Genomic DNA, 19794 nt, shown 5'->3' with positions numbered 1-19794 from the left:
CGTATGATGAAAGTTGAGTGCACCCAGCTCCCTTCCGGGCTGACGGTGGTGACCGAGCGGATGCCGCATCTCGAAAGCGTGGCGCTCGGCGTCTGGATCAAGTCCGGTTCGCGCAACGAAACCGTGGATGAACACGGCATAGCGCACCTGCTGGAGCACATGGCTTTCAAGGGGACCCGGCGGCGCAGCGCCCGTCAGATCGCCGAGGAGATCGAGAATGTCGGCGGCGAGCTCAACGCCGCCACGTCTACCGAAACGACCTCCTACTACGCCCGGGTTCTCAAGGATCATGTGCCGCTGGCGGTCGACATCCTTGCCGACATCCTGACGGAATCGAGCTTCGACGACGAGGAACTCAGGCGCGAGAAGCACGTCATCCTGCAGGAAATCGGTGCCGCGGACGACACGCCGGACGACGTCGTCTTCGACCGCTTCGCCGAGACGGCCTACCGCGACCAGACGGTCGGTCGACCGATCTTGGGCACGCCGGACACCGTCATGTCCTTCTCGGCCGACCAGATTCGCCATTACCTCGGCCGCAACTACACGACCGACCGGATCTTTATCGTTGCAGCCGGCGCCGTCGAGCACGATGCCTTCGTGCGCGAGGTCGAAACCCGCTTTTCTGCCCTGCCGCGCCTGCCGCATTCCTCTCCCGTTCTCGATACCGCGCGCTACACCGGCGGCGACAGCCGCGAAAGCCGCGACCTTATGGATGCACAAGTCCTGCTCGGTTTCGAGGGGAAGGCCTATCACGCGCGCGACTTCTACTGTTCGCAGATCCTCGCCAATATTCTCGGCGGAGGCATGTCTTCGCGCCTGTTCCAGGAAGTGCGCGAGCACCGGGGCCTCTGTTATTCGGTCTATGCCTTTCACTGGGGCTTCTCCGACACCGGCATTTTCGGCGTCCATGCTGCCACCGGCGGCGAGAACCTGCCGGAACTGATGCCGGTGATCGTCGACGAACTGCGCAAATCATCGATGAGCATTGAGCAGCAGGAGATCGATCGCGCCCGTGCGCAGATTCGCGCGCAGTTGCTCATGGGGCAGGAAAGCCCTGCCGCGCGCGCCGGGCAGATCGCCCGCCAGATGATGCTCTACGGCCGCCCCATTCCCAATGAGGAATTGATGGAACGGCTGTCCGGCATCACGCGAGAGCGTCTGACCGATCTCGCAGGCCGCTTGTTCTTCGATACGGTCCCGACGCTGTCTGCGATCGGCCCGCTTGAACATCTGGCTCCCCTAGGCGACATCCTGTCGTCGCTCAGCGTCAAGACCGCCGTGGCGATCTGACCGGATCTACCCCGAGCAACAGCGTAACCCGGCGAAACCGTAGTGTTTTTCTTGTACAATTCCTGAAAATCGGATTCGATTCGAGCGCGAAGTTGTGCAACGTTTCAGAGCGTGGCGGCGCTACCGGAAGTTTGGTCGGCGGCGCCGTTGACGGAAGGCACACGCCCCCGTTGCGCATAATTGGCTGGGACCGACGAGGAAAATCCAGACGGCTTTCAGTCCCCGCCGCGATCCTGGCCTGGAGGTATATATGGCACGATCGGTTTTTCGGTTTCTGTCGCGGCAGCCCGAGTCGATCGAGATCGCCAACCGGAACTATCTGCTCCGCCTCCCCCGCTACGCCGACTATCGGCAATGGTATCACCTGCGCAGCGAGAGCCGCGCTTTTCTGGAGCCGTGGGAGCCGAGCTGGCGTGCCGACGAAATGAGCGAAAGCGCCTTTCGCAGCCGCGTCATCCGCAACGAGCAGGAATATGCCTCCGGTCAGGCCGTTCCCCTGCTCCTTTTCCATAAGCCGGACGAAATACTCCTCGGCGGCCTCACCATCGGGCACATCCGGCGAGGCGCTGCCCAGAACTGCATGATCGGCTATTGGATGGGGCAGAAATATGCGGGCCAGGGCCACATGTACGAGGCGCTGAAGCTGACGATCCCCTACATCTTTTCGGTCCTTGAGTTGCACCGTATTGAAGCAGCCTGTATTCCAGAGAATGCGCGGAGCATCCGGCTCCTTGAAAAGGCCGGCTTTGAGCGTGAAGGCTATTTGAGACAGTACTTGAAGATAAACGGGCAGTGGCGGGATCACCTGATGTTCTCCCTCCTGTCCGCAGAAGCCGTACCGAACAGGAATATGCCCCTTTGATGCCCCTAACCTCTAAGCCGTTCGCGCGGCCAGCCGCAAAGCTGGTGGCGTTTCTGGTCGCATTTGTCGTCTTCGCCATTGGCCTTGCCGGCGGCGTCGCGCATGCGCTCGAACCGGTGAAGATCTCGCGCGAGGACACGGCACTCGATCTGACGGCCACGACCGAGATCTATAGTGGAAGGGGCGAGGCGTTCCAGGTTTCGACTGCGCCCGGCACCGACGGCATCGTGCGTCGCATCGAGGTGCGGTCGAGCACGGAAAACCATCAGGGCGACTGGGCGGTCTTCGCGCTTGCGAATGTCTCGGAGGAGCAGCTCGAGCGGGTGATCGTTGCGCCGCATTTCCGGCTCGTGAATTCAAAGCTGTTCTGGCCGGACCTCGGTTCGCAACGCATCCTGTCGATCACGCCGAGCGAAGGTTTTGCCCTCGACCGGCAGCCGAGCGATGAGGCCGACGTCTTCCGCATAACGCTCAATCCAGGGGCCGTCATCACCTTCGTCGCCGAGCTTGCCACGCCTGATCTGCCGCAGATCTATCTTTGGCAGCCGGATGCCTACAAGGACACGGTCAACGCGTTCACGCTCTACCGCGGCATCGTGCTCGGGATCGCCGGCCTCCTGGCGGTGTTCCTCACCATTCTCTTCGTCGTCAAGGGAACCTCGATGCTGCCGGCGACGGCCGCGCTTGCCTGGGCGGTGCTCGCCTATATCTGTGTCGACTTCGGATTCCTATCGAAGCTGATCAGCGTCACCGCCGGCGACGAGCGAATATGGCGAGCGGGCACGGAAGTCTTCCTGGCGGCCGGACTGGTCGTTTTCCTGTTCACCTATCTCAATCTCAATCGTTGGCACCAGCATCTCGGCTATGCGACGCTCGCCTGGATTCTCGGCCTGGCGCTGCTCTTCGGCGTCGCCGTCTATGATCCGGCGATCGCCTCGGGTATCGCCCGCCTGTCCTTCGCGCTGACGGCAACCGCCGGCATCGTGCTGATCGCCTATCTCGGCTTCAACCGCTACGACCGCGCGATTCTTCTCGTTCCGGCCTGGCTATTGATCCTTGTCTGGCTTTTCGGCGCATGGCTCGCGGTCACCGGCCAGCTTGCCAACGATATCGTTCAGCCGGCGCTCGGCGGCGGCCTCGTGCTGATCGTGCTCCTGATCGGCTTCACGGTGATGCAGCATGCCTTTGCGGGCGGCGCCTATCAGCAGGGGCTTTTCTCCGATCTGGAGCGGCAATCGCTCGCGTTGACCGGATCGGGCGACACCGTCTGGGACTGGGACGTCGCGCGCGACCGCGTCGTGACCATCCCCGACATCTCGCACCAGCTCGGTCTTTCGCTCGGAACGATGAACGGCCCCGTCCGGAATTGGGTGCCGCGCCTGCACCCGGACGATCGCGATCGCTTCCGCGCAACGCTCGACGTGCTCCTGGAGCATAGGCGCGGCCGGCTGAATCACGAGTTCCGCGTACGCGCCGAGGATGGCCATTACCATTGGCTGTCGATCCGCGCGCGTCCGGTGCTTGGCGCAAACGGCGAGATCATCCGCTGCGTCGGCACCATCGTCGACATCACCGAACAGCGCAATTCGATCGAGCGGCTGTTGCACAATGCGCTCCACGACAACCTGACCGGGCTTCCGAACAGGCAGGTGTTTCTCGACCGCTTGCAGGCAATCCTGCTGATGGCCGACGGCTCCAGCGCGGTGCGGCCGACCGTTCTTGCGATCGACATCGATCGCTACAAGCAGGTCAACGATTTGCTCGGCATCGCGGCCGGCGACAATATTCTCATTGCGTTGACGCGGCGTCTGCGCCGTCTGCTGCGCCCGCAGGATACTCTGGCACGTCTCGGCGGCGATCAGTTCGGCCTGATCCTTCTGTCCGAGCGCGACCCGGCGAAAATCGCCGACTTTGCCGATGCAGTCAGCAAGGCGATCATGGTCCCGCTCAACTACGGCAATCGCGAGATCAATCTCACGGCCTCGATCGGCCTCGTTTCCTGGCTCGACCAGGAGCAGAGCGCAGCCGGTCTCCTCGACGACGCGGAGCTTGCGATGTTCCGCGCCAAGAAGGCGGGCGGCAACCGCGTCGAACCGTTCCGTCCGGCTTTCAGAACCTCTGGGTCGGATCGCCTGCAGCTCGAGGCGGACCTCAAGCGAGCGATCGAGCGCAAGGAGCTTTCGCTCGTCTACCAGCCGATCGTCCGTCTCAACGACGCCGAAATCGCTGGCTTCGAGGCGCTGATGCGCTGGGACCATCCGAAACGCGGCAACGTCTCGCCGACGGAGTTTATCCCGATCGCCGAGAATTCCGATCTCATCAACCAGCTTGGCATGTTCGCCTTCGACAAGGCGACCAGCGATCTCACCGATTGGCAGATACAGACGGGCGACCTGCCGATCTTCGTGGCGATCAATCTCTCGAGCGCACAGCTTCTGAACAACGAGCTCTATGACGACATCCGAGGGGTTCTCAACAAGAACCGCTGCGATCCGGCAAAGGTCAAGATGGAGCTTACGGAATCGCTGGTGATGGAAAACCCGGAACAGGCGCGGCTCGTCCTTGAAAAGCTCAAGGAGGCGGGTCTGCGGCTGGCGCTCGACGATTTCGGCACCGGCCACTCGTCGCTCTCCTACCTGACGCGTTTCCCCTTCGACACGATCAAGATCGACAAGGCGCTCGTCCGCGACCCGAGCGACAAGCGCGGCATACTCTTGCGTTCCGTCATTACGATGGCCCGCGAACTCGATATGCAGGTGGTCGCCGAAGGCATCGAATCCGAAGAAGACGCGATCCAGCTTGCGCAGATGGGCTGCGACTACGGCCAGAGTTTCCTCTTCGGCCCGCCGGTCGGATCGGAATCGATCCTGCGCCTACTGAAGGAACGGTTTCCGCTGATGAAGAGGGCGTAGCCGAGCGACGAAGAGGATCGTCTGCCCGAAGAAGATCAGGCGTGGCCGGCGTCCGTTGACAGCATGGCGGGACTGACGCCCATCAGTTCAAGCGCCCGGTCATATTTCTCGTCCAAGGCGCGGTCGAAGATGAGCTCCTCGCGCGCGGGGCAGGTCAGCCAGCCGTTCTGGGAGATCTCGGTTTCGAGTTGACCCGGCCCCCATCCTGCATAACCGAGCAGCATCGTCGCCTTCAGTGGTCCCTCGCCGCGAGAAATGGCTCTGACGATATCGAGCGTCGCAGTCAGGCAGATGTCATCGCTGACGGGAATGCTGGAGTCACTCAGATAATCGTCGGAATGCAGGACGAAGCCGCGTCCTGTCTCGACGGGGCCGCCAGCCTGTATCTGAAAATCCCTCGCCATTGGAGGGAGGCGGATCGCCTCCTCCTCGTCAAGGATCTGCAGATGCAAGAGGACATCCGGGAAGGTCAGCCGCTGAGGCCGGTTAATGACGAACCCCATCGCCCCGTCCTCGGAATGGGCGCAGACGAAAATGACCGTGCGGGCAAAATTGGCATCGAACATGCTCGGCATGGCGATCAGGAATTGACCGTCAAGGAAACCACGTTCGCGTGTCTTGTGCAGCACCGTTGTCGCCATAATGGATATAGCCTATCAATTCGCCACGAAATGAAAAGCGCCTCTACGTGGCGGCTGCGAAAATTTGCACGCGCGACGCTCGCGCGTGCCGATCAAGCGAATATGATCGCCGGCATAGGCTGGGCGACTGGCGGCACGGGCCGAAGAACGGTAATGCTTAGCCCATGACCAAGCGCCCCACGGTAGAGAAGATGGCCCAACGCGTGGCCGCGGCAAGTCTTCTGCTCTTATTTTTTCTTCCTGCAAAATCGCATGCGGCCGCCAGCGAATGGGTGACGTCGGCCGGCGGAGCCATCCGCCTCGTCGCCGCGCAGCCACAAGCGGACGGCACTATTCCTGCTATTCTCGAGATCAAACTCAAACCTGGCTGGAAGACCTACTGGCGCAATCCGGGCGCAAGCGGGATACCCCCACAGATTACGATCGACCCCTCCTCCGGCGTTGTTCTGGAGGGCATCGATTTCCCCGCGCCGAAGACGTTCGGTGAAGGGCCGGCGCGCTATGTCGGCTATGACACGCCCGTCACCTTCCCGCTGACGCTGAAGAGGACGCGTGACGACGGCGACCTCGCTGTCCGCGCGTCCGTCTTCCTGGGCATATGCGAGGACATCTGCATCCCGGTCCAAGGCGAACTGAACCTTGTCCTGAAGAAGGGTGAGTTCGACAATCCGCTCGACGGGGCACGGATCGCCGATGCGGTGGCGGCGCTGCCGCAAGCCCCGTCGACCGATTTCAAGGTGGCCACAGCGAGGTTCGACGAAGAGGCAGGAGCGATCCGGCTTCGCCTTCAATTGCCTCCAGAAGCAACCGCAGGCGAGCCTGATCTCTTTTTCGCCGGTCCGGCCGGCATGAGCTTCGGCGAGCCGGCATTCGGAGTTGAAACGGGCGTTCAGCGCACGGCGGATATTCCGGTGAGGTTTTCCGGCAAGGACCGCAATATCAAGGGAAAGCCGGTTGCCCTTACGGTGCGCGCCGGCAGCAGGAGCATGGAAACGACCCTTGCCTTTGATTGATGGCGACCTATAGTCCCTCACGCGTTCGGCTGTCGCTCAATCGCACCGAACCCCGCTCAAAATCAGGGAGAAGACCGTGACCATTTCCGTCGGAGACAAGCTGCCCACCGCAACCTTCAAGGAAAAGACTGCCGACGGCCCGGTTGAGGTGACGACGGACGAGCTCTTCAAGGGCAAGCGCGTCGTGCTGTTTGCCGTGCCGGGTGCCTTCACGCCGACCTGCTCGCTCAATCATCTTCCCGGCTATCTCGAAAATCGCGACGCGATCCTGGCCCGCGGTGTTGACGACATTGCCGTTGTCGCGGTCAACGACCTGCATGTCATGGGCGCCTGGGCGACCTCGTCCGGCGGCATGGGCAAGATCCATTTCCTGTCGGACTGGAACGCCGCCTTCACAAAGGCGCTTGGCATGGACATCGATCTTTCGGCCGGCACGCTCGGAATCCGCTCCAAGCGCTATTCCATGCTGGTCGAGGACGGAGTGGTCAAGGCTCTGAATGTCGAGGAAACCCCCGGCCAGGCGACCGTTTCGGGTGCCGCCGCCATGCTGGAACAGCTTTGAAAAGCTGACATTTCGGGTCGTTTGAAGCGGGCCGGATAGGCCCGTTCATACCGCAACACCAGGGCGGCGAGTCTTCTTGAACGGCTCCATGCCCTTGCGCGCGAGTTCATCCGCGCGCTCGTTCTCGGGGTGGCCGGCATGGCCCTTGACCCAGTGCCAGATCACGTTGTGGCGGCCCCTCGCCTCATCCAACGCCTGCCAAAGCTCGCCGTTCTTCACTGGCTTTCTGTCTCCGGTCTTCCAACCGTTACGCTTCCAGCCGTGGATCCATTTTGAGATACCGTCCATGACGTATTTGCTGTCGGTATGAAGATCGACCTCGCAGGGTTGCTTCAGCGCATTCAACGCCGAGATTGCGGCGAGCAGTTCCATGCGATTGTTGGTGGTCTCGGCTTCTCCACCGGACATTTCCTTCTCGACGTCGCCATAGCGAAGCACCGCACCCCAGCCGCCCGGGCCGGGATTTCCCGAACAGGCGCCGTCGGTAAAGATGTCGACGTGCTTCATGCCGATGCCTCCTGGCGCGTGAGGCCGTATTCGGCGCTCGACAGGATGGCGCGATGGAAGCGGATCTTCGTCAGATATTCGAGCGGGTCCTTCTTCACCACGAGAGCGCCGGGTGGCGTCATCAGCCAGTCGTAGAGGCGCGTCAGGAAGAAGCGCAGGGCCGATCCCCGCGCGAGCAGCGGCAGGGCGGCCACTTCTTCCGCCGTCAGCCTTCGCACGCTCTGGTAGCCCGATAGCAGCGCCATGCCCTTGGTGATGTTGTAGGAGCCATTCTTCTCGAAGCACCAGGAATTCAGGCAGATGGCGACGTCGTAGGCGAGGAAATCGTTGCAGGCGAAATAGAAATCAATGAGACCCGATAGACGATCGCCGAGAAAGAAGACGTTGTCCGGAAAAAGATCCGCATGAATGACACCTTCCGGCAGGTTCTTCGGCCAACGTGCCTCCAGATAGCTCAGTTCCGCTGCGATCTCATCCTTCAAACCGGCCTGCACCTCATCGGCACGGGCCTCAGAGTTCTGCCAGAGCGGACGCCAACCACCAACCGAGAGCGCGTTGGCGCGCTTCAAGGGAAAATCCTGGCCGGCGACATGCATGGCCGCGAGCGCACGGCCGACCTCGCGGCAATGCTGCGCCTCGGGCTTTCTCAGCCACATGCCTTCGAGGAAGGAGATCACGGCGGCCGGGCGGCCCGACAGTTCTCCCAGAAGCTCGCCATCCGCGCGCGGCAGCGGCAACGGGCAGGACAGCCCCCGTTCGGCCAGATGATGCATCAGGCCAAGGAAGAACGGCAGATCGTCCGCGTTTACGCGCTTTTCGTAAAGCGTGAGGATATAGGAGCCCTTGGTCGTGTGGAGAAGGAAGTTTGAGTTTTCAACGCCTTCCGCGATGCCCTTGTAGGAGGTCAGGGCACCTATGTCATAGGCTGCCAGAAAACGGATCAGGTCGTCTTCCGTGATGTCGGTATAAACTGCCAAGGTTCGCCACTTTCAGAAATATACGTCGAGTAGTTGGAGCAGGCCGCGGCGGAAGACCGCGCTTCGATTTATTCGCCGTTGACGAAGGCCATGTCGGCGGCGGTCAATTCGACGTGGCGGATCTCCCTGTTGACGAGGAAGTTCTCGTTTTCCTCGACCGTGTCGGCAAGCTCCACCGCCGCATCGTAACGCTCGCGGAACGCCTCGATGATTTCGTTGACGATAACCTCCGGCGCAGACGCGCCGGCCGACAAGCCAACGGTAGAAATATCCCCGATCGCTTCCCAGTCGATTTCCGACGCGCGCTGGACCAGAACAGATTTTTTTGCCCCGGCCCTCAGCGCCACTTCGACGAGACGCTTGGAATTGGAGGAATTCGGCGCGCCGACGATCAGGAACAGGTCGCAGCCGGGCGCCGCCTGCTTTACCGCTTCCTGGCGGTTCGTGGTCGCGTAGCAGATCGAATCGGCCGCTGGCGCAGTCAGGTTCGGGAAGCGCTCGTGCAGCCGCTTGATGACGCCGGCAGTGTCGTCGACCGACAGCGTCGTCTGGGTGACGAATCCGAGATTATCGGGGTCCGGCGGCATGTAGACGTCCGCGTCTTCCACGGTCTCGACGAGCGACACGGCGCCCTCCGGCAGTTGCCCCATCGTGCCGATGACCTCCGGGTGCCCGGCATGGCCAATGAGCACGACATGGCGTCCCAGCCGATGATGGCGCATCGCCTGCTTGTGTACCTTCGACACGAGCGGACAGGTGGCGTCGAGATAGAACAGATTGCGAGCATCTGCATCCGCCGGCACGGACTTCGGAACGCCATGGGCCGAAAAGACGACGGGTTGCTTGCGATGCTCCAGCGGGATCTCGTCCAATTCCTCGACAAAGATCGCACCCTTGGCTTCGAGCCCCTCGACAACATAGCGATTGTGCACGATCTCGTGGCGGACGTAGACCGGCGCGCCGAACTCCTTCAACGCAAGAACGACGATCTGAATCGCCCGATCGACGCCGGCGCAGAAGCCGCGCGGGCCGCAGAGGCGAATGGTAACGGGAGATTTTGCTGCCGCGGATGAGGCCATGAGTCACAAAATGGTAGAACAAACAGGAGCGAACGTAGCCGAGCTATCCCGGCCATGCGCCATATATAGCGGCAACGGCAACGCACACAAGGAAGAACACCTTCAACCGAGCAAATGCCGTACCACCGCGTGGATCGCCCGAAAGATCACATGCGCCTCATATCCGCGGTCAGACGTCGGAAACCGAATTTTCCTGCGTGGGTTGCCGCCTGCGGCGATAGAGGTAAACACCGCTCACCGCCACCAGCGCGGCCGCTAGGCCGTACCATGTAAGAGCATATTGCAGATGGTTGTTGGGCAGGTCGAATTGCGTGACGCCGCCGATCGGCAGGCCGCCGGGATTTGCAGAGGCATCGGCGTCCACGAAGAAGGGAACGACACGATCGGTCGCTATGCCGGCCGATCCCGCCATTGCGTCGAGGTCCTTCCAGTAGAAGATGTTCTTGGCGATGTCGTTGTCGGGAACGAGAGAGGAAGGCTTTTCCGAAAGTCTCGGGCGGGCAAGGCCGTTCACGGTCACCGTTCCGGCGACCTGCCCTTCGGGGCGAGTCGACGCGTCCTTCTTCTCGAACGGCACGAAGCCGCGGTTGACGAAGAGGGCGCGGCCGCCTGCGAGCATCAGCGGGGTGAAGACATAGTAGCCGGTGCGGCCCTCGTGGGTGGCGAAGAAATGCCGCTCCTTGCCGTGATCGTAGGTTCCCGCCACCCGGACAGTGCGGTAGTCGATGTCGTCGCCGGCGGCGGCCATTGCCTCGATTTCCTCTAGCGATACCGGGGGCGCCGTGCGCCGCTCGGCGATCGCAGCCAGCAGTGTTTCCTTCCACTGAAGCCGCTGCATCTGCCATGTGCCGAGCGACACAAGCACGCCAAGGGCCGCAATCACCAGGAAAAAGCCAGCGATCTTGCCGAGGCGGCCGCGCGCTGCCGGCTTGCGCGCCTCAACCATGATCGATCTCACCCGGACGCGCGCTGTTGCGGTATTGCACGTTGATCAAGACGCCCTTCAGCATCCGCGTCAGAACGAGGCTGAGGACCGTCGCCAGCGGTATCCAGAGCAGGAAATGCAGCCAAAGCGGCGGATTGATGTTGACCTCCATCCACAGCGCCGCGCCGACGACGATGAAGCCGACGATCAGGATGACGAAGACAACAGGTCCGTCGCCGGAATCGGCGAAGCGATAGTCGAGTTCGCAATTGCTGCATCCCGGGCGCAGTTTCAGGAACCCATCGAAGAGTTGACCCTGGCCGCAGCGCGGGCAGTGCCCCTTGATGCCGGTCAAGATCGGGTCGACCGGCGGATAGAGCGCCTTGTCGTCAGTCATTGCTCACCTCCAAATGCAAGGGGCGGCCGCATTTCCGCAGGCCGCCCCGAATTCAGTACACCGTCGACGGCCTGTTAGCCGTGCGCGATCGGCGCACCCCAGCTGCCCCAGATATAGATGGAGAAGAAGAGGAACAGCCAGACGACGTCAACGAAGTGCCAGTACCAGGCAGCCGCCTCAAGGCCGAAATGCTGCTTCGGGGTAAAGTCGCCGCGTATCGCCCGCAACAGGCAGACCAGCAGGAAGATCGTGCCGATCAGAACGTGGAAACCGTGGAAGCCGGTCGCCATGAAGAAGGTTGCGCCATAAATCGAGTCCCGGAAGGCGAACGGCGCGTGCGCATATTCGTAAGCCTGGACGCTGGAGAACAGGACACCGAGCAGAACCGTCAGCGTCAGGCCGTAGACCAGACCCTTGCGGTCATCGTGCAGCAGCGCGTGGTGTGCCCAGGTAACGGTCGTGCCGGACAAAAGCAGGATGACAGTGTTGTAGAGCGGCAGGTGCCAGGGATCGAGGACCTCAATGCCCTTCGGTGGCCAGACGCCGCCGGTGTAGGTCGCGCGCGCGGCCTGGATCGCTTCGCCCGGGAAGAGGCTTGCATCGAAGAAGGCCCAGAACCAGGCTACGAAGAACATCACCTCCGAGGCGATGAACATGATCATGCCATAGCGCAGGTGCAGCGACACGACGCGGGTATGATGTCCCTCATGGGCTTCCTTGATCGTGTCCGACCACCAGCCGAACATGGTGTAGAGCACCAGCGCCAGGCCGATGAAGAAGACCCAGGGAGTGGCAAGCTCAGCTCCGAACAGCTTGAACGAACCACCGGCCACAAAGCGCATGAAGCCAACGCCGCCCAAAGCCATGACGAAGGCGCCGATGGAGGCGAGCAGCGGCCACGGGCTCGGGTCTATGATGTGGTAGTCGTGATTCTTCTGATGCGCATCGGCCATGTCAGTAATCCCCGATAGGTCTTTCTCTTGTCGCCCGCCCGGCATAGCCGAAACGGGGTCTCTGTCAAAGTTTGTTCTGAGCTTCCCCCGCCTTAGCCTTCACTTCGGCGAGCGGCTTGGACGGCTCGCGCGGGTAGAAGGTGTAGGACAGCGTAAGTGTCTTGATGCCCTTGGTTTCGACCGTCTTGACGATCTCCGGATCGACGAAGAAGACGACCGGCATCTCCATCTCTTCGCCCGGCTGAAGGGTTGTTTCCGTGAAGCAGAAGCACTGCACCTTGTTGAAATAGGCGCCTGCCGCCATTGGCGTCACGTTGAAGGTCGCCTGGCCGGTCGTCGGCTTCGACGATAGATTCTTCGCCCGATAGCTGACCTGCACGGTCTCGCCGATCCTGACGTCGATGTCGCGCTGGACGGGCTTGAATTCCCACGGTAGGCCGGACGTATTGGCGTCGAAGGTAATCTTGACCTTCTCGTCGAGGATGACGTCCGAGGCCTGCTCGACCCGCTGCGTCGTGCCGTTATAGCCCGTCACCCGGCAGAACATGTCGTAGAGCGGCACTGCGGCATAGGCCATGCCGACCATGCCTGCCACGAAAGCAATGCAGGTGCCGACGATCAGGCCGTTTGCGCGCTCTTTCCGGGTCGATTGCGGGGTGTTGGTCATACGCGGCGTACTCAATGGACCATGCCGTTGCCGAACTTTATCAGCGTGACGACGTAGAAAAGGGCAACGAGGCCGGCGAGCACGAGACCAAGGGCGATGTTGCGGCTGCGGCGCGACTTGCGCTGTGCCTCACTGAGCTTGACGGTTTCCATTAGACGATACCTCCGGCGTTGAGCCAGATCTGCGCGATCACGTAGTCGACCACCAGGGCCGAGAAGATCGCGAATAGATAGGCGATCGAAAAGGCGAAGAGTTTCTTGGCTGGCACCATTTTCTCGTCTCCCTCCGGCATGCGCAGAACTCCGATGGAATACCAAACGAAGCCGAGACCCATGGCCGTGGCAAACGCGCCATAGCCAAGGCTCGCGAAGCCGAGGACGGCGGGACAGATACCGGTGATCGCGGTCAAGACGGCGTAGATGACGATCTGTTTCTTCGTCGTCGCCTCGCCGCAGACGTTGGGCATCATCGGCACGCCGACGGCACCATAGTCACGCATCTTGAACAGGGCCAGCGCCCAGAAATGAGCCGGCGTCCAGAGGAAGGTGATGAGAAAAAGCACGATGCTTTCGATCGACACGCCGCCGGTCACACAGGCCCAACCAATCATCGGCGGGAAGGCTCCCGCCGCGCCGCCGATAACGATGTTCTGCGGCGTCGAGCGCTTCAGCCACATGGTGTAGATCACGGCGTAGAAGAAAATCGTGAAGGCGAGCAACCCGGCTGCGAGCCAATTGACGGCGAGCCCGAGGATGATCACGGAAAACGCCGACAGCGTCAGCCCGAAGGCGAGCGCCTCCTCAGGCAGGATCTTGCCGGCGGGGATCGGACGCTTGGCGGTACGGCTCATCACGGCGTCGATATCGGCGTCGTACCACATGTTCAGCGCACCGGAGGCGCCGGCACCGACGGCAATGCACAGGATGGCGATGAAGCCGATAAAGGGATTAATTTGTCCCGGCGCAAGGACGAGCCCTGCAAAGGCGGTAAAGACGACAAGAGACATGACGCGCGGCTTCAGGAGCTCGAAGTAATCGCGCGCAGAGGCCTCGGACAGGCGCGGTACGCCTTCCATGCCGACTGCTTCGTGATTGTCGATGAGCGTCATGTCTCGTCCTTGAAATTGCTGCGACCATGGCAGCCGCATTCTGCCGGCAGGCCGGCGGTGTGAAGCCGCCGGAACCGGCGGCTTCTGTTCGTTCCCCGTCACTTGATCCGCGGGAGCTGTTCCCACTGGTGGAACGGCGGCGGCGACGAAAGCTGCCATTCGAGCGTGTTGGCACCTTCGCCCCACGGATTGTCGCCGGCAACGCGCTTGCGCGCAAAGGCTTCAGCGACACCGAAGAGGAAGATGAGCACGCCGACGGCAGCGATGTAGGAGCCGTAGGACGACACCATGTTCCAGCCGGCGTAGGCATCCGGATAGTCGATGTAGCGGCGCGGCATGCCGGCGAGGCCGAGGAAGTGCTGCGGGAAGAAGATCAGGTTCACGCCGATGAACATGACCCAGAAATGCAGCTTGCCGATGAATTCCGAATACATGTAGCCGGTCATCTTCGGGAACCAGTAGTACCAGGCAGCGAAGATCGCGAAGACGGCGCCGAGCGACAGAACGTAGTGGAAGTGAGCAACCACGTAGTAGGTGTCATGCAGCGCACGGTCGAGACCGGCATTGGCGAGCTGAACGCCCGTAACGCCACCGACGGTAAAGAGAAAGATGAAGCCGATCGCCCAGACCATCGGCGTCGAGAAGCGGATCGAGCCGCCCCACATCGTCGCAATCCAGGAGAAGATCTTCACGCCGGTCGGAACCGCGATGACCATCGTCGCGAAAACGAAGTAACGCTGCGTGTCGAGCGACATGCCGACCGTATACATGTGGTGCGCCCACACGATGAAGCCGACCGCGCCGATCGCGACCATGGCATAGGCCATGCCGAGATAACCGAAGATCGGCTTGCGCGAGAAGGTCGAAACGATGTGGCTGACAATGCCGAAGCCCGGCAGAATCAGGATGTACACTTCCGGGTGACCGAAGAACCAGAACAGGTGCTGGAACAGGATCGGGTCACCGCCGCCTTCCGGTGCAAAGAAGGCCGTTCCGAAGTTGCGGTCGGTGAGCAGCATGGTGATGCCGCCTGCGAGCACCGGCAGCGAGAGCAGGAGCAGGAAGGCGGTGATCAGGACCGACCACGCAAAGAGCGGCATCTTGTGCAGCGTCATGCCCGGAGCGCGCATGTTGAGGATCGTCGTGATGAAGTTGATCGCACCGAGGATCGACGACGCACCGGCGATATGAAGGCCGAGGATCGCGAGATCCATAGCCGGCCCGGGCATGCCGGCGGTCGAGAACGGCGGATAGATCGTCCAGCCGCCGCCGGCGCCGTAGGCACCCGCCGGACCTTCGACGAACATCGAAAGGAACACGAGCAGGAATGCCGGCACGAGCAGCCAGAACGAGATGTTGTTCATGCGCGGGAAGGCCATGTCCGGCGCGCCGATCATGATTGGCACCATCCAGTTGGCGAAGCCGCCGATGAGCGCCGGCATGACCATGAAGAAGATCATGATCAGGGCGTGCGCGGTCGTGAACACGTTGAACATGTGCTTGCCGCCGTCGATGGCAGCATCACCTTCGAAGCCGTAGACCATCTGGGCCAGGCCGTGGAAGATCTGGATGCCGGGTTCCTGCAGCTCGGCGCGCATGAAGACCGACAGCGTGCCGCCGATGAGGCCGGCGAAGATCGCGAACAGCAGGTAGAGCGTACCGATGTCCTTATGGTTGGTCGACAGGAACCAGCGCTGGAAGAAGCTCAGCGGCTTGTGCGCATGGTCTGCATGGCCATGATCGGAGTGATCATGCCGGTGGTCGTGATGAACGGCTGTTCCAGCCATGGGTCGAGCTCCCCTTCCGATTACTGTGCGGCGTTTGCGGCGACGTCAACGGTCTTGGCCGCGCCGTCGATGGACGCCATGAGCGCCTTGTTCGCTTCGCCGAGATTGGTTGCGGCCGCCGCGAGCCATGCGTCGTACTTGTCCTGCGCGACTACGCGGATGGCGATCGGCATAAAGGCGTGATCCTTGCCGCAGAGCTCGGAACACTGGCCGTAATAAAGGCCTTCGCGGTCGGCCTTGAACCAGGTTTCGTTGAGACGGCCGGGAACGGCGTCGATCTTCACACCAAAAGCCGGCATTGCAAAGGCATGGATAACGTCGGCCGCGGTCACGAGCATGCGGACGGTCTTGCCGACGGGCACGACCACTTCGTTGTCGACGGCGAGAAGGCGCGGATACTGAGCCTTGTCTTCCTTGCCGAGGCTTGCGCGATCCTCTTCCTTCATCAGCAGACTGTCGAAGGAAAGCGGATTTTCACCAACCTCGTATTCATAAGACCAGTACCACTGGTTGCCGGTCGCCTTGACCGTCAGGTCCGGGTTCTGCGGCGGCGTCAGCTGCGCCGTCAGAAGCTGGAAGGACGGAATGGCGAGGAAAAGCAGAACGATAACCGGACCGACGGTCCAAATGACTTCGATCAGAGTGTTGTGGCTGGTCCTGGAAGGAACCGGGTTGGCACCCTCACGGAATCTTACCACGACGACAATCAGCAGGAGGAGAACCAGAAGCGTGATCGGAATGATGAACCACAGGGTATATTGTTCAAACCACGTGATTTCTTCCATGATGCCCGTAGCGGCCGTCTGAAGACGCGTCTGCCATTCGACAGGCTTGTCAGCAAAGGCGCTCGAAGCAAAAAGCAGACAGGCAAGCGCTGCCAGAACTGCATAAGCCTTGTTTTTCACAATGTGTCTCCCCAATGCGCTTGATCAGGATCAAACCGAAACCGCAGAATCCCTGCGATACTGCAGCGCTTCAAACCACAGTTTGACCAGCGCCGCAACATCTGTCCAATCAACCCCGTGCGGCATTTTTGCACAAGGCGGCTTTTCTCACAGGCAACCCCTCGCGCCCGCCTGCGAATTGCGTTAGGCGTATCGTGGTCCGCGCGACTGCCAATCTATTATTTGCGTTCCAGGCTTCCCCCGATGGGGCCCAATTTCCGCCATATGGCGCTGGAATGTAGCACGCAGGGCTTTTCATTTATCTTCGCGCGCATCAAGAATAGCCCTGATGATTCGACGTTTTGAGGTTTACATGGGCCTGTCCCTCTTCTCCCGGCTGCCGGTTCTGGCCGCGCTCGGAATTGCCACCCTCGTCTTCCCCACCGCAAGCATGGCCCAGCAATCCGGCGCAACGCCAGGAACGGTGAAGTCAAACCACGGCGCCTGGTCGATCGTTTGCGATCAGCCGGCGGGCGCCTCGGCTGAGCAATGCGCGCTGATGCAGAACGTCATCGCCGAGGACAGGCCGGAAGTCGGGCTTTCGGTCGTGGTACTGAAGACCGCCGACCGCAAGGCGAAGATCCTGCGCGTTCTCGCACCGCTCGGCGTGCTTCTGCCGAACGGCCTTGGTCTCAACGTCGATGGCAAGGATATCGGTCGCGCCTATTTCGTGCGCTGCTTCTCCGACGGATGCTATGCCGAAGTGGTGCTGGAAGACGAGCTCCTGAAGACTTTCCGCGCCGGTGCGACCGCGACCTTCATTGTCTTCCAATCGCCAGAAGAAGGTATCGGCATCCCGGTCGACCTCAAGGGCTTCGGCGAGGGCTACGACGCCCTCCCCTAATTTGCAGGATACTGACATTGGAAAGCCGCGCTTCGAGCGCGGCTTTTTCTTGTGGTACGCAAGGACCGCTACTTACAGGATCTCGGTGGCGGCAATCTTGATGCCGAACCCCTCGAGGCCGACGTAGTGGCGCTCGCGCGAGGAAATGAGGCGGATCGACGTAATGCCGAGATCCTTCAGGATCTGTGCGCCGAGACCGATTTCCAGCCATTCGCTTTCGCGGGCCTGGGCTTCCGAATGCTCCTCGCGATCATGCTTGCCCTTCCGCGCTGTTTGCGAAACACCGACGCCCACAGAACCCTCGCGCAGATAGACGATGACGCCCCTTCCCTCTCCGGCGATGCGTTTCATGATCGCGTCGATCTGACGGTCACCGCCGAAGACATCCGCGCCAACATTCTCAAGGTGCAGACGAACGGGGATGTCGACGCCGTCGCGAATGTCGCCGAAGACGACGGCAAGATGCTGCATCGGATCCCACGGCAGCGAATAGGTGTGACCCTTCGCCTTGCCGTAAGGCGTATCAATCTGGAAGCAATTGCCCTGCTCGATCAGCGTCTCCTTGCGCTGGCGGTAGGCGATCAGATCCGCGACCGAGACCTGTTTCAGGCCGTGAGTCTCGGCGAAGCTTTCGACCTGCGGGCCGCGCATCACGGTGCCGTCGTCGTTGACGAGCTCGCTGATGACGCCGACCGGCGGGAGGCTCGCGAGCTTGCAGAGGTCCACGGCCGCCTCGGTATGGCCCGAACGCATCAGCACACCACCCTCGCGCGCCACCAGCGGGAAGATATGGCCCGGACGGACGAAATCGGCCGATCCGATGTTCGGATTGGCAAGGTTGCGAACGGTCAGCGTCCGGTCGTCGGCCGAGATGCCGGTCGTGGTTCCGTGCCTGAAATCGACCGAAACGGTGAATGCGGTCGTATGGGCGGAATCGTTCTCCGCCACCATCGCGTTCAGATTGAGGCGTTTTGCCTCCTCGCGCGGCATCGGCGCACAGACGATGCCTGAGGTGTGGCGGACGATAAAGGCCATCTTTTCGGGTGTGCAATGCACAGCTGCGACAATCAGGTCGCCCTCGTTCTCGCGGCCGCCGTCATCGGTGACGACGACGATCTCGCCAGCCTCGAAGGCGCGAATGGCGTCGACGACGCGCTTCTGGTCATAGGACATCAGGATCCTCCCGAAACTACTTCAACCGCCCGGTCTGGCCCCGGTCGCGCAGGTAATGGTCGGCGATGGTGCAGGCGAGCATCGCCTCGCCGATCGGCACGGCCCGGATCCCGACGCACGGATCGTGGCGGCCCTTGGTGCGCACGTCCACCTCGTTGCCGTCGCTGTCGATCGAGCGCCGTTCGGTCAGGATGGATGACGTCGGCTTGATCGCGAAGCGTGCAACAACTGGCTGACCCGTAGCGATACCGCCCAAGATGCCGCCCGCATTGTTGGAAAGAAAAACCGGCTTGCCGCCAGGCCCCATCCGCATCTCGTCGGCGTTCTCCTCGCCACTGATCTCGGCGGCGGCAAAACCGTTGCCGATCTCCACGCCCTTGACCGCATTGATCGACATCAGGTTCGCAGCGATGTCCTGATCGAGCTTGCCGTAGATCGGCGCGCCGATACCCGCAGGCACGCCCTCGGCAACCACCTCAACGACTGCACCGATCGATGAACCGGCCTTGCGGATGCCGTCGAGATATTCTTCCCAGACGGGAACGATCGCCGGGTCGGGGGCGAAGAACGGGTTGTTGTTCACCTCCGCCCAATCCCAGTTGGCACGATTAATCCTGTGCTTGCCGATCTGGACGAGCGCCCCGCGCACGACCAGGCCGGGTACGACTTTTCGAGCGATGCCGCCGGCGGCAACGCGGGCCGCTGTTTCCCGCGCCGAAGAGCGTCCGCCGCCGCGATAATCACGAATGCCGTATTTGACGTCATAGGTGTAATCCGCGTGGCCGGGGCGGTAACGCTTGGCGATCTCGGAATAGTCCTTCGAGCGCTGGTCGGTGTTCTCGATCATCATCGAGATCGGCGTACCGGTCGAGATCATCGTCTCGCCGTCGTCGCCGAACATCACGCCGGAGAGGATCTTGACCAGATCGTCCTCGCGGCGCTGGGTCACGAAACGGGATTGCCCGGGCTTGCGCTTGTCGAGCCAGGCCTGGATTTCGGCGAGCGTGAAGCGAATGCCGGGCGGGCATCCGTCGACAACGCAGCCGAGCGCCGGCCCATGGCTTTCGCCCCAGGTGGTGACGCGGAAGAGGTGACCGAAGCTATTGTGCGACATGACGACACCGAACGCTGACAACCGCGCGCAAAAACA

General features: G+C 61.6%; 20 protein-coding genes. 6 read left to right on the top strand and 14 right to left on the bottom strand.

Going from position 1 to position 19794, the window contains the following annotated elements:
* Window positions 1–3 precede the first annotated feature (3 nt).
* From FKV68_RS04930 to FKV68_RS04920, 3 genes are all read left to right on the top strand, one after another.
* Entirely contained in the window at window positions 4–1293 is a 1290-nt protein-coding gene (locus FKV68_RS04930) for a M16 family metallopeptidase (RefSeq protein WP_180940414.1), read from the top strand.
* 250 nt (window positions 1294–1543) lie between these two features.
* A complete protein-coding gene (locus FKV68_RS04925; RefSeq protein ID WP_180940413.1) occupies window positions 1544–2155 on the top strand; it encodes a GNAT family N-acetyltransferase in 612 nt (203 codons plus the stop codon).
* Window positions 2155–5067 carry a sensor domain-containing phosphodiesterase gene (locus FKV68_RS04920; RefSeq protein WP_180940412.1) on the top strand — a complete coding sequence of 971 codons (2913 nt, stop codon included), beginning with the start codon at window positions 2155–2157 and terminating at the stop codon, window positions 5065–5067. Before FKV68_RS04925 ends, FKV68_RS04920 begins: the two co-directional genes overlap by 1 nt.
* Window positions 5068–5102: 35 nt before the next feature.
* On the opposite strand, the gene FKV68_RS04915 is transcribed toward FKV68_RS04920, so the two are convergent.
* Entirely contained in the window at window positions 5103–5708 is a 606-nt protein-coding gene (locus FKV68_RS04915; RefSeq protein WP_180940411.1) for a YqgE/AlgH family protein, read from the bottom strand.
* 164 nt (window positions 5709–5872) lie between these two features.
* Between FKV68_RS04915 and FKV68_RS04910 the strand changes: the two genes are divergently transcribed.
* The gene (locus tag FKV68_RS04910) at window positions 5873–6721 is read left to right on the top strand and encodes a protein-disulfide reductase DsbD domain-containing protein (protein WP_180940410.1); all 849 of its coding nucleotides are present in this window, start codon (window positions 5873–5875) and stop codon (window positions 6719–6721) included.
* A 76-nt stretch (window positions 6722–6797) separates the two neighbouring features.
* Window positions 6798–7283: a peroxiredoxin gene (locus FKV68_RS04905; RefSeq protein ID WP_180940409.1), complete on the top strand. Its 486-nt coding sequence runs from the start codon at window positions 6798–6800 to the stop codon at window positions 7281–7283.
* 45 nt (window positions 7284–7328) lie between these two features.
* Here the strand turns inward: FKV68_RS04905 and rnhA are convergent, their stop codons facing one another.
* From rnhA to coxB, 11 genes are all read right to left on the bottom strand, one after another.
* Window positions 7329–7790, bottom strand: coding sequence for a ribonuclease HI (gene rnhA, locus FKV68_RS04900; RefSeq protein ID WP_180940408.1), 462 nt, complete (start codon window positions 7788–7790; stop codon window positions 7329–7331).
* Window positions 7787–8767, bottom strand: coding sequence for a homoserine kinase (locus tag FKV68_RS04895; protein ID WP_180940407.1), 981 nt, complete (start codon window positions 8765–8767; stop codon window positions 7787–7789). The genes rnhA and FKV68_RS04895 overlap by 4 nt, the downstream gene beginning before the upstream one ends.
* Before the next feature lie 68 nt (window positions 8768–8835).
* Window positions 8836–9846 (bottom strand): 4-hydroxy-3-methylbut-2-enyl diphosphate reductase, encoded by a 1011-nt coding sequence (gene ispH, locus FKV68_RS04890; RefSeq protein WP_180940406.1) that lies wholly within the window; start codon window positions 9844–9846, stop codon window positions 8836–8838.
* A 169-nt stretch (window positions 9847–10015) separates the two neighbouring features.
* Window positions 10016–10792 carry an SURF1 family protein gene (locus FKV68_RS04885; RefSeq protein WP_180940405.1) on the bottom strand — a complete coding sequence of 259 codons (777 nt, stop codon included), beginning with the start codon at window positions 10790–10792 and terminating at the stop codon, window positions 10016–10018.
* Window positions 10785–11168, bottom strand: a complete 384-nt coding sequence (locus FKV68_RS04880; RefSeq protein WP_180940404.1) for a DUF983 domain-containing protein — start codon at window positions 11166–11168, stop codon at window positions 10785–10787. The genes FKV68_RS04885 and FKV68_RS04880 overlap by 8 nt, the downstream gene beginning before the upstream one ends.
* 74 nt (window positions 11169–11242) lie before the next feature.
* The gene (locus tag FKV68_RS04875) at window positions 11243–12121 is read right to left on the bottom strand and encodes a cytochrome c oxidase subunit 3 (protein ID WP_180940403.1); all 879 of its coding nucleotides are present in this window, start codon (window positions 12119–12121) and stop codon (window positions 11243–11245) included.
* Window positions 12122–12185: 64 nt separating this feature from the next.
* Window positions 12186–12788 carry a cytochrome c oxidase assembly protein gene (locus FKV68_RS04870; protein WP_180940402.1) on the bottom strand — a complete coding sequence of 201 codons (603 nt, stop codon included), beginning with the start codon at window positions 12786–12788 and terminating at the stop codon, window positions 12186–12188.
* 11 nt (window positions 12789–12799) lie between these two features.
* Complete coding sequence (locus tag FKV68_RS04865) at window positions 12800–12940, bottom strand: hypothetical protein (protein WP_153442220.1); 141 nt, start codon at window positions 12938–12940, stop codon at window positions 12800–12802.
* A complete protein-coding gene (locus FKV68_RS04860) occupies window positions 12940–13896 on the bottom strand; it encodes a heme o synthase (protein ID WP_180940401.1) in 957 nt (318 codons plus the stop codon). Before FKV68_RS04860 ends, FKV68_RS04865 begins: the two co-directional genes overlap by 1 nt.
* A gap of 98 nt (window positions 13897–13994) precedes the next feature.
* A complete protein-coding gene (gene ctaD, locus FKV68_RS04855) occupies window positions 13995–15683 on the bottom strand; it encodes a cytochrome c oxidase subunit I (protein ID WP_180940400.1) in 1689 nt (562 codons plus the stop codon).
* Window positions 15684–15703: 20 nt separating this feature from the next.
* Complete coding sequence (gene coxB, locus FKV68_RS04850; protein ID WP_180940399.1) at window positions 15704–16588, bottom strand: cytochrome c oxidase subunit II; 885 nt, start codon at window positions 16586–16588, stop codon at window positions 15704–15706.
* A 328-nt stretch (window positions 16589–16916) separates the two neighbouring features.
* On the opposite strand from coxB, the gene FKV68_RS04845 reads away from it, so the two are divergent.
* Entirely contained in the window at window positions 16917–17471 is a 555-nt protein-coding gene (locus tag FKV68_RS04845; protein ID WP_425347586.1) for an invasion associated locus B family protein, read from the top strand.
* Window positions 17472–17543: 72 nt separating this feature from the next.
* Here the strand turns inward: FKV68_RS04845 and ribB are convergent, their stop codons facing one another.
* Together ribB and aroC are read right to left on the bottom strand one after the other, a co-directional pair.
* Window positions 17544–18644: a 3,4-dihydroxy-2-butanone-4-phosphate synthase gene (ribB, locus tag FKV68_RS04840; protein WP_180940398.1), complete on the bottom strand. Its 1101-nt coding sequence runs from the start codon at window positions 18642–18644 to the stop codon at window positions 17544–17546.
* 16 nt (window positions 18645–18660) lie between these two features.
* Window positions 18661–19758, bottom strand: a complete 1098-nt coding sequence (gene aroC, locus FKV68_RS04835) for a chorismate synthase (RefSeq protein WP_180940397.1) — start codon at window positions 19756–19758, stop codon at window positions 18661–18663.
* Between the last annotated feature and the right edge of the window lie 36 nt (window positions 19759–19794).

Source organism: Sinorhizobium mexicanum (assembly GCF_013488225.1).
In the GTDB taxonomy this organism is placed as follows: Bacteria; Pseudomonadota; Alphaproteobacteria; order Rhizobiales; family Rhizobiaceae; genus Sinorhizobium; species Sinorhizobium mexicanum.
The sequence above is the reverse complement of the archived record's forward strand: the minus strand, read 5'-3'. Positions and strand labels throughout refer to the sequence as shown.

What these genes read in the sequence shown, in the direction of transcription:
- FKV68_RS04930 (WP_180940414.1), top strand. Translation starts at nt 4, where the DNA reads ATGATGAAAGTTGAGTGCACCCAGCTCCCTTCCGGGCTGACGGTGGTG.
- FKV68_RS04925 (WP_180940413.1), top strand. Translation starts at nt 1,544, where the DNA reads ATGGCACGATCGGTTTTTCGGTTTCTGTCGCGGCAGCCCGAGTCGATC.
- FKV68_RS04920 (WP_180940412.1), top strand. Translation starts at nt 2,155, where the DNA reads ATGCCCCTAACCTCTAAGCCGTTCGCGCGGCCAGCCGCAAAGCTGGTG.
- FKV68_RS04915 (WP_180940411.1), bottom strand. Translation starts at nt 5,708, where the DNA reads ATGGCGACAACGGTGCTGCACAAGACACGCGAACGTGGTTTCCTTGAC.
- FKV68_RS04910 (WP_180940410.1), top strand. Translation starts at nt 5,873, where the DNA reads ATGACCAAGCGCCCCACGGTAGAGAAGATGGCCCAACGCGTGGCCGCG.
- rnhA (WP_180940408.1), bottom strand. Translation starts at nt 7,790, where the DNA reads ATGAAGCACGTCGACATCTTTACCGACGGCGCCTGTTCGGGAAATCCC.
- ispH (WP_180940406.1), bottom strand. Translation starts at nt 9,846, where the DNA reads ATGGCCTCATCCGCGGCAGCAAAATCTCCCGTTACCATTCGCCTCTGC.
- FKV68_RS04885 (WP_180940405.1), bottom strand. Translation starts at nt 10,792, where the DNA reads ATGGTTGAGGCGCGCAAGCCGGCAGCGCGCGGCCGCCTCGGCAAGATC.
- FKV68_RS04880 (WP_180940404.1), bottom strand. Translation starts at nt 11,168, where the DNA reads ATGACTGACGACAAGGCGCTCTATCCGCCGGTCGACCCGATCTTGACC.
- FKV68_RS04875 (WP_180940403.1), bottom strand. Translation starts at nt 12,121, where the DNA reads ATGGCCGATGCGCATCAGAAGAATCACGACTACCACATCATAGACCCG.
- FKV68_RS04870 (WP_180940402.1), bottom strand. Translation starts at nt 12,788, where the DNA reads ATGACCAACACCCCGCAATCGACCCGGAAAGAGCGCGCAAACGGCCTG.
- FKV68_RS04865 (WP_153442220.1), bottom strand. Translation starts at nt 12,940, where the DNA reads ATGGAAACCGTCAAGCTCAGTGAGGCACAGCGCAAGTCGCGCCGCAGC.
- FKV68_RS04860 (WP_180940401.1), bottom strand. Translation starts at nt 13,896, where the DNA reads ATGACGCTCATCGACAATCACGAAGCAGTCGGCATGGAAGGCGTACCG.
- ctaD (WP_180940400.1), bottom strand. Translation starts at nt 15,683, where the DNA reads ATGGCTGGAACAGCCGTTCATCACGACCACCGGCATGATCACTCCGAT.
- FKV68_RS04845 (WP_425347586.1), top strand. Translation starts at nt 16,917, where the DNA reads ATGATTCGACGTTTTGAGGTTTACATGGGCCTGTCCCTCTTCTCCCGG.
- ribB (WP_180940398.1), bottom strand. Translation starts at nt 18,644, where the DNA reads ATGTCCTATGACCAGAAGCGCGTCGTCGACGCCATTCGCGCCTTCGAG.
- aroC (WP_180940397.1), bottom strand. Translation starts at nt 19,758, where the DNA reads ATGTCGCACAATAGCTTCGGTCACCTCTTCCGCGTCACCACCTGGGGC.